Genomic DNA, 8,564 nt, shown 5'->3' with positions numbered 1-8,564 from the left:
GGAATTGAAGCACGGAAGACGCAGCGCGAGCGGAGCGAGCGACCGTCTTCAGGCGGTTCAATTCCCGGCCGGCGCACTCCCTGCGGTCGATTGCCGGCCGATGTTCGCAAACGCGTTGCGTTTGCTCACTTCCGATGGACTCTGTCCATCAGCGTTCGCACTCGCGAAGCGAGTGCTCACTCCCGGCCGGTGAATTTTGCAGCGAGCAATTCGCGAGCAGCAACTGCGGAATCGAGGGAACCAGACCGGGTCGCCAGCCGCGTGAGAACAGTTATCGTTTCACAGACACATGGCAGTGTATGGACGAGGATATCCACGAGTACGAGGGCGAGGACATCACCGTGACCTGGGACGGGGAGCGGTGCATTCACGCGCGGGAGTGTGTCGAGGGGCTCCCGGGCGTCTTCGACCCGGACGAGCGGCCCTGGATAGCTCCCGACAGCGCCGACGCGGACGCGGTGGCCCAGGTCATCACGCAGTGTCCAACGGGGGCGTTGCAGTTCGAGCGGCAGGACGACGGTTGGGAGGAGGAGACGCCCGAAGAGAACACCATCGAGGTGACGACAGATGGGCCGCTCTACGCGCGGGGCGACATCGACGTCGTGGACGAAGACGGCCGGATCCTGCTCTCGGACACCCGCGTCGGGTTCTGTCGCTGTGGCGCGTCGAGCAACAAGCCGCTCTGTGACAACACGCATCTGGACATCGAGTTCGAGGCGCCGGGGTCGGTCAGTGCGGACAGCGATGCCGACGGTCCGCCCGAGGGAGCGCTCTCCGTGACACCGACCGCGAACGGCCCGCTCCACGTGGAAGGTGCGTTCGAAATCGAGGGCGACGACGGGACGACCGAGCGGAGCGAGGACGCCTGGCTGTGTCGGTGTGGCGCCTCCGACGACAAGCCGTTCTGTGACGGCAGCCACGCGAAAATCGGCTTCACGACCGACGAAGACTGAGTTGCGCCGGCGACCCCGGTACGTTGATGGGCATTGCTGTCAATTATTTGTTCATGTCTATCGAGACGAGAGAGGGCCTGCAGGAACACCTCCAGTGGGCCGTGCAGGTCGAACTCTCGACGATTCCCCCGTATCTGTACGCGATGTACTCCATCGACGACCGGGACTCCGAGCCGTACCGGCTCATCCGGAGCGTCGTCGTCGAGGAGATGCTGCACGCGGCACTCGCCGCCAACCTCTTGGTCGCGGTCGGCGGGGACCCCCGGTTCTACGACGAGGCCGTGTTGCCGTCGTATCCGATGGACCTTCCGCACCACGAACCGGCGATAGAGCTCACCCTCGAACGCTGTAGCCCGGAGTTCATCGAACGGGTCTGTCTCCCGATCGAGCACCCCCGGACGGTCGACAGCGTCCCGGAAGACGACGACTACGAGACCATCAGTCAGTTCTATCTCGCCGTCGAGGAAGCGCTGGAACGGCTCGACGACCGGGAGTCGCTGTTCGAGAGCCCGCGGGTGGACCGACAGCTGATGAAGCCGGGCTACTACGCGCCCATCGAGTTCGACGAGACAGACAGCGGGGGGTTACATCCGATACGGGACCTCGAGAGCGCCCGCAGCGCGGTCGAGACAGTCATCCACCAGGGCGAGGGGGTGCGCGACGAGCACTGGGCGGACCCGAATCACCACGAGATGACACACTACTACAAGTTCATGAAGATCGCTGACGGTACCTACCGCCTCGGAGCGGTCCGGCCGGTACTGACGAATCCCACGACCGGCGAGTTTGCCCCGGAGTTGCGGCCCGTTTCGGAGCTGTTCAACGCGGCGTACAGCTACATGTACGTGCTCATGGACGAGATATACGCGACGGACGAGCGGGCGCGGACGGACGCGCTGGTCCGCGACCTCTATACGGTCATGTCGGGCGTCCTCTCGCCGCTGGCTCGACACCTCACGGCGACACCGGCCACTGCGACGGCCCAGCGCCACGCCGGGCCGACCTTCGAGTTCCACCGCTTCGGCGACGGGGTGACGCCCAGAGCGCGGCTCCGAGCGTTGACGACGACAGTCGTCGAGGCGGAGGGGGAACTGGCCCAGCTCAACGGCGTGGTAGAGAGCTTGCAGACGACGCCCGGCACGTCGGATAGCTGACTCGTGCGCGCGGAGCGACGACGGGGAGCAGCGCAACCGGGCGGCTCGCGTCCAGCGTCAGTCGACGCCGAGTTCGGGCGGGAACCAGCTACCGGAGAGGAGGCTGAATCCGAGGAGCGCGGCGAAGGCGACGGCGCCGAAGGCCGCCTGTAGCACCGAGCCACCGGTGCCGGGGTCGATGCCACCGGCGGGGACACCGAAGGGAATACCCTGGACAGCAACGCCGATGAGCTCCCCGCCGACCAGCCAGCCCACGGGAACCACGGCGAGTCCGATCGCGCTGAGACGGCGCCGTCGGGGCGACACCGACGGCAGCGGCTGGTCCCGCAGGAAGTCCGAATACCGGAGGCCGGCGTCTTCCATCCGCGGGTAGAGGAGATACAGGAGCGGCGGCCCGATGACGGCGGCGGCGACGAAGTTGTTGACCGTGACGATGAGGGCGAAGACGGCGAACGGAAACAGGCCGAGCAGGTCGAGTCCCCAGGCGATGATGGCGGCGGTGCCGGCGGCGGAGACGAAGGAGATGACGACGAACTCCCCGAGCTGGGAGAGCGAGTCCATTCTGGGGCGCTCGCCGGACGAGAGCGGGCCGAGACAGCCCCAGAGTTTGTACGCCACGAACGCGCTGAAGAAGTTGCCCAGAAACCCGAACACGCTCCCCGACGAGAGGGTCCCCCCGAAGGCGTCGCTGAGCAGGTTCCCGATGGCGGCTCCCCAGGCCGCCGCGGGCCCGAACAGTAGACCGAGCGTGACGGGCAGGACGTTCGCCGGCCGGACCTCGGTGAAGCCGGGCACGATGACGAGCCCCTTGAACGGGATGAGGGCAGTCATGTACACCGCCGCGATGACCGCGGTCAGGGCTATCATCCGCGAGTCCCGCCACATCGTGAGCACCTCGTTCATGTCGTCGCCCACTCCGCAGTGGGTGCCCGAACCGAAACGGCGGACGGTATTATATTTTGCTGACAGTTCTTCGGCTCCGGTCCGGCGCTCGCCGGGGACTCAGCCGGACGCGGGCACCGCGACGAGTCGGCTCGCGTTCTCGACGGCGACGAGCGCACAGAGCAGGCAGACGGCCGCGCCGACTGTGGCGAGTGGCGACCGCACGTGCCACCCGGCTGCGAGCGCCGTGAACAGGGCCGCGAACACGAATCGAGCGACGACTGGCTGTCTCCCGAGCGAGGCCGGCGACGTGCGGTGGCTGATAGCGACGCCCACTATCACCGCCGTGAGACCCGCATAGAGCACGGAAGAGCTACCGGCGGGCAGCGCGTGACCCGCCTGCGACGCCTCGACGGCTACGGCCAGCCCGACGCCCGTCGCGACGATACCCCCGTGGACGAGGTAGTGGCTGTAGATGTGGACGATGACCCGCTGGCGCGCCTCGAGCCAGCGGTCGGCCTCGTTCGGCGGTGACCAGCTGACGGCCTGCTCGTCGAAGCGGTTGAAGTAGAGCCACCAGACGGCGACGGGGACGGCGAACGCGAGCGCGCCGACGAGCGCGGTCCGCACGTCGAGCGGGACGAGCGACGTCGCCAGCGAGACGCCGAGGATGGTCTCGCCGAGGACGAGGATGGTGAACAGGCCCAGCCGCTCGGAGAAGTGCGAGACCTGCGTCTCGATGGTGTCGAACCCGAGGTAGACGACCGCGAGCCCGGCGGTGCCGAGGCCGAAGGAGGCGACCCAGAGCCCGAATCGTCCGGGTGGCGGAACCAGCAGCGAGAGCCCCCAGACGACCGTCACCAGCACTTCGAGACCGACCCAGTACTCGACGAACTGCCGGGCGTCCGACCGCATGTAGAGCGCCCGGAGGTGCCCCAGTGTCAGGAGCACCCGGAGCGCCAGTACGCTCGCCGCGAAGGCGAACGACGCCCCGGTGAGCGCACCCGCGATAGTCTGGGAGAGGAGGATAACCAGGAACATCGCGGCGATGACGAACAGCCGCGAGAGCAGGTCGTCCGTCGCGTAGGTGTCGGCGTAGTAGCTCACGGCGAGCCAGATCCACCAGACGATGGCGAACAGGGCCACAAAGCGGACGAACCCGACGACGTCGAGGGTGTCGTGGAGCAGCGCACCGAGCTCCGCGAGGGCGACGACGAACACGAGGTCGAAGAACAGTTCCAGCCACGTCGCGTGGCGCAGGCTCTCGTCGGTCTCGGCAGACACGCTGAGAGACCCCTGCCACTGGGAGTTGGCCCACGAGACGAGACTCATGAGGTCCCCTCCGGACGGCTCCCGCTGGGGGCCGGCGCTGGGGCGTCCTCGTGGTTGCGGCCCTCGAACAGCAAGAGTGCGAACGTCGCCAGCGCGACGACAGCGAGCAAGGCGGCCGGGGAGAGCGCCCCGCCACCGACCGCCAGCAGGCCACAGAACCCGACCAGGCTCAGCCGTCCCGCTCCGACGCGGCCGTCCATCGAGGGCAGGGTCATCCACTGGGCGAGCCCCGTCCCGACGAGGAACGTCGCCAGTCCGAGCGTGAGTGCCAGCCGACCGCCCAGCGGGAGGGCGTGCTGCGAGACGGCGGACTCGAGACCGACGGCGATACCGACCCCGGTGACGACGATACCGGCGTGGACGAGCACGTGCGAGTACACGTAGGTGATGCCGCGCGGTCGCAGGCGCTTCCAGTGTTCGTTCTGCACGTACAACAGCCGCCCGTAGATGCGCTCGTCGTAGCGGTAGAAGTAGAACCACCAGATCATGACGACGATGGCGAACGCGAGGGCGCTGACCAGCACCACCACGGGGGTAAACGCCGTGACTGACGTGCCCAGCGCGACGGCCAGAACCGTCTCGCCGAGGACGAGGATAGTGAACAGCCCGAAGCGTTCGCTACAGTGGCTGACTTCCGGGCCGAGAACCCGTCGGAAGTTCAGGTAGATCGTGGTGATGCCGGCGACGCTGATGACCAGAGCCGCCAGCCAGAGCCCGTACCGGCCGGGTTCGGGAACGAGAAGCGACAGCCCCCACACGCCGGTCACGAGCAGTTCGAGCCCGATCCAGTAGTTCAGGAACCGCCGCTCGTCGGCGTCGACCTGCCGCCGGAGATGCCGCGCTCGGACGTGTGCCGCAGTGAGATACCCCCTGAGGAGCAGGACTGTGACGGCGAAATCGAACGACGCGCCGTGGAACGCGCTACCGACGGTTCCGGAGAGGAAAACGAGCCCGAACATCGAGGCGATTATCATGGCGACGGACACCGGGTCCCCCGTGTCGAACACGTCGGCGAAGTAGCTGAGGCTCAGCCAGATCCACCAGACGATGGCGAACAGCGCGACGAACTCGACGAGGCCAGCGAGCGTCAGGTTCTCGTGGAGCATCGCGCCGAGCGCAGCGACGGCGACGACGAACACGAGGTCCAGAAACAGCTCCAGCCACGAAGCGTGGCGCAGACCGCCGTCGGTGTCCGAGTAGACGGAGACAGGTATCTGGCACCAGCCGCCGACCCGGCTACTCACGTCCACGACTCCGCCCCGCGTAACGATGCCTCTCCGGACCATGCCATGCTATACCAACGCTGGCTAGAAATATAAACTTGCGTACATGTATCGTCCCAGTGAGCCGCCGGGCAGTGGGCGAGTGACCGAGCGTATGTTCCGATAGCGATACTTCGACCGCGCTTGCTTCGGGGCGTGTCGCTCGCGTCGCTGGACGAACGGCCGGTCGGCCGGTTCCCGTCGGCTCACGGCCCCAGTGTCGTCCGCTCACTGCCAGCACCAGAACTTCCATCACTACGTGTTTTATCACCTAAAGTAGAACTAAGCCGGAGAGTTATATCGTAGAAGAAAATATCTGTTTCGTAAGACGATGGTCAGCTGTGACAACTGCAAGAACGAGGTAGCACAGGTATGGCGGTACCGCCGGCCGACGGAGACGATGACGTTCTGGCGCGAGGAGCAACGCTGTGCGGGCTGTCACCCGCGGATGGACGAGCGACGGGGCCGGAGTAGCGCCTGAGGGACCGACGACGTTGCCGGCCGCCCCGCAGTCGGCCGGTGCAGCGACCCAGCACATTCATGTAACAGAGTTGCTAACCAGTTAGGTATGGACCGCGGTCAAACGGTTCTCGTCTGTGGGGACGACGAGCAACGCGTAGCGGAGACGGCGTCGGGGCTAGAGGCGGTCGAACACGGGTTCGACGTACAGGCCGCGACCGGCGAGACGGCGCTCGGTTCGGTCGACGACGTCGACTGCGTCGTCAGCCTGCAGTTCGACCCGCCGTCGCTGGTCACGGACCTCCGGGCGGAGCGGCCCGACCTGCCGGTGATCGTCTTCGCCGGTGGCGGGACCGAGCGGGTGAACGAGGCGCTGGCCGACGACACGCTGGCGTACGTCCAGCCGGGGACCGAGACGCAGTACGTCGTTCTCGCTCACCGCATCGAGTCGGTCGCGGCCGTCGATCCGGGGACCGTCGACGGCTTCGACCGCTACGGCGAGGTCATCGGCGCGCTCGACGACGGCGTGTACGCGCTCGACGACGAGGGGCAGTTCATCTTCGCCAACGAGGCGCTGGCGGAGCTGACAGGGTACAGCGTCGAGGAGCTGCTGGGCGAACACACGATTATCATCAAGGACCGCGAGACGGTCGAACTCGCGGAGTCGAAACTGCGGGAGCTACTGTCGTCGTCCGGCCGCGACGAGGTCGGGACGACCTTCGAGCTCGCCCTCCGGCGCGCCGACGGGGAGACGATAGCCTGTGAAGACCACATGACGGTACTGTACGGGCCCGACGGCGAGTTCCGCGGGACCGCCGGCGTCATCCGTGACATCTCGGAGCGCAAACGCCGCGAGGAGCTGCTCTCGGCCCTGCAGGAGACCTCCCGGAGCCTGATGCAGGCGCCGAGCCGCGAGGACGTGGCCAGCATCGTGGCCGGCGCGACCGAGCGGGTGCTCGGACTCGACATGGCCGTCGTCCGGCTGTACGACGCCGACGAACGGGTGCTCCGACCCGCGGCCGTCACTGACGCTGTCGTCGACCGACTCGGCGAGCGACCGGTGTACGGGCTCGACGAGGGGGAGGCCGGGACAGTGTTCGCCTCGGGCGAGACGGCGAGCTACAGCGCCAGCCACGAGCTCGACGAGGGCGGCACGACCGCCGAGTCGGGGCTGTACGTGCCGGTCGGCGTCCACGGCACGCTCAGCGTGCTCTCGACCGAACCAGACGCGTTCGACGACATCGACCGGCAGGTCGTCGCCCTGCTCGCGACCAACGCCGCCGCGGCCTGCAACCGCGCGAAACGCGAACAGGAGGTCAGAGAGACCAGAGAGCGCATCGCGACCATCCTCGACCGCATCAACGGCCTCATCCAGAACACCGTCGAAGTGCTGGTCGAGGCGACCACCCGGGAGGCTGTCGAGGCGGGCGTCTGTGCGGAGCTGGCCGCCACCGAACCGTACACGTTCGCGTGGATCGGTCGGCCCGCCGTCCAGGGCAATCAGCTCGAAGTCCGCGAGTGGGCCGGCGAGAGCGCCGTCGCGATGGACGGCGCCGCGGTGTCGGTCGGCGAGGACACGCCGGGCGCGACGGCCCTGGCCGACGGCACCACCGAGGTGTTCGACGAGCTGGGCGACATCGACGACGAGTGGGTCCAGCGCGCCCACGAGGCCCGCGTGGCGTCGATGATGGCGGTCCCGCTGGCCTACACCGACTCGACCTACGGCGTGTTGTTCGTCTGCTCCGACCGACCGGACGCCTTCGACGACCGCGAGCAGATCGTGCTTGAGGCGCTGGGCCGGGCCGTCGCCAACGCCATCAACGCCATCGAGAGCGGCAAGATACTGTCGGCGGACAAGGTCATCGAACTGGAGTTCACCGTCAACGACCGGAATCTGCTGATGAGCCGGGTCTCGGCGGCGACGGGCGCGACGCTCGCCTCCGCCGGCACGGTGACACAGGACGACGGGTCGCTCAGGCTGTATCTCGACGTCGAGGGGGCCGACAGCGAGGCGGTCCACGAGGAGCTCGACGCCGACTCCGTCCGAAGCGTCACGCAGGTGGCCGAACACGACGGGAGCGCGCTGTTCGAGGTGACAGTCGAGGACTCGCTGCTCGCGACGCTGGTCGACCACGGCGCCGTGCCCAAGGCCGTCACCGGGGAGAACGGTATCGCCCGCTACACCATCGAGCTCCCCTACGAGGGCGACGCCCGCGAGGTGTTCTCGCTGGTCGAGGACAACTACGACGGCACCGACCTGGTGGGCTATCACGAACACGAGCGGCCCGTACAGACCCAACAGGAGTTCCGGGCCTCCCTCGCCGAGCGCTTTACCGACCGCCAAGAGACCGCGCTCCGAACCGCGTTCCTCGGCGGCTTCTTCGACTGGCCCCGGGAGGTCGACGGCGACGAGCTCGCCTCGGCGATGGACATCTCGCGGCCGACCTATCACCAGCATCTCCGGGCCGCCCAGCAGAAGGTGTACGAGGAGCTGTTCGAGTAAAGCGAGGGTTGAGCGAGCA

General features: G+C 67.4%; 7 protein-coding genes. 4 read left to right on the top strand and 3 right to left on the bottom strand.

Translation table 11 applies throughout. The features are described from left to right. Positions 1-299: 299 nt before the first annotated feature. Entirely contained in the window at positions 300-953 is a 654-nt protein-coding gene (locus NDI56_RS13820) for a CDGSH iron-sulfur domain-containing protein (RefSeq protein ID WP_310920128.1), read from the top strand. Between the two features lie 53 nt (positions 954-1,006). Next, positions 1,007-2,107: a ferritin-like domain-containing protein gene (locus NDI56_RS13815; protein ID WP_310920127.1), complete on the top strand. Its 1,101-nt coding sequence runs from the start codon at positions 1,007-1,009 to the stop codon at positions 2,105-2,107. A gap of 57 nt (positions 2,108-2,164) precedes the next feature. Here the strand turns inward: NDI56_RS13815 and NDI56_RS13810 are convergent, their stop codons facing one another. From NDI56_RS13810 to NDI56_RS13800, 3 genes are all read right to left on the bottom strand, one after another. Continuing rightward, positions 2,165-3,010, bottom strand: coding sequence for a QueT transporter family protein (locus NDI56_RS13810; protein ID WP_310920126.1), 846 nt, complete (start codon positions 3,008-3,010; stop codon positions 2,165-2,167). A 99-nt stretch (positions 3,011-3,109) separates the two neighbouring features. Continuing rightward, on the bottom strand, positions 3,110-4,321 hold the full coding sequence (locus tag NDI56_RS13805) for a low temperature requirement protein A (RefSeq protein WP_310920125.1): 1,212 nt from the start codon (positions 4,319-4,321) through the stop codon (positions 3,110-3,112). Continuing rightward, positions 4,318-5,565 (bottom strand): low temperature requirement protein A, encoded by a 1,248-nt coding sequence (locus NDI56_RS13800; RefSeq protein ID WP_310920124.1) that lies wholly within the window; start codon positions 5,563-5,565, stop codon positions 4,318-4,320. Before NDI56_RS13800 ends, NDI56_RS13805 begins: the two co-directional genes overlap by 4 nt. Before the next feature lie 349 nt (positions 5,566-5,914). Here NDI56_RS13800 and NDI56_RS13795 point away from each other — a divergent pair, with 349 nt between their 5' ends. Next, positions 5,915-6,064, top strand: coding sequence for a hypothetical protein (locus NDI56_RS13795; protein WP_310920123.1), 150 nt, complete (start codon positions 5,915-5,917; stop codon positions 6,062-6,064). A gap of 87 nt (positions 6,065-6,151) precedes the next feature. Further along, entirely contained in the window at positions 6,152-8,545 is a 2,394-nt protein-coding gene (locus NDI56_RS13790; RefSeq protein WP_310920122.1) for a bacterio-opsin activator domain-containing protein, read from the top strand. The last annotated feature ends 19 nt before the right edge of the window (positions 8,546-8,564 follow it).

Source organism: Halomicroarcula saliterrae, assembly GCF_031624395.1.
GTDB classification, from domain to species: Archaea; Halobacteriota; Halobacteria; order Halobacteriales; family Haloarculaceae; genus Haloarcula; species Haloarcula saliterrae.
This window is presented reverse-complemented; position numbering and strand designations above follow the sequence as displayed.

Bases quoted from the DNA above. Each gene is read 5' to 3' on its own strand.
- NDI56_RS13790 (WP_310920122.1), top strand. From the start codon at position 6,152: ATGGACCGCGGTCAAACGGTTCTCGTCTGTGGGGACGACGAGCAACGC.
- NDI56_RS13805 (WP_310920125.1), bottom strand. From the start codon at position 4,321: ATGAGTCTCGTCTCGTGGGCCAACTCCCAGTGGCAGGGGTCTCTCAGC.
- NDI56_RS13810 (WP_310920126.1), bottom strand. From the start codon at position 3,010: ATGAACGAGGTGCTCACGATGTGGCGGGACTCGCGGATGATAGCCCTG.
- NDI56_RS13795 (WP_310920123.1), top strand. From the start codon at position 5,915: ATGGTCAGCTGTGACAACTGCAAGAACGAGGTAGCACAGGTATGGCGG.
- NDI56_RS13820 (WP_310920128.1), top strand. From the start codon at position 300: ATGGACGAGGATATCCACGAGTACGAGGGCGAGGACATCACCGTGACC.
- NDI56_RS13815 (WP_310920127.1), top strand. From the start codon at position 1,007: ATGTCTATCGAGACGAGAGAGGGCCTGCAGGAACACCTCCAGTGGGCC.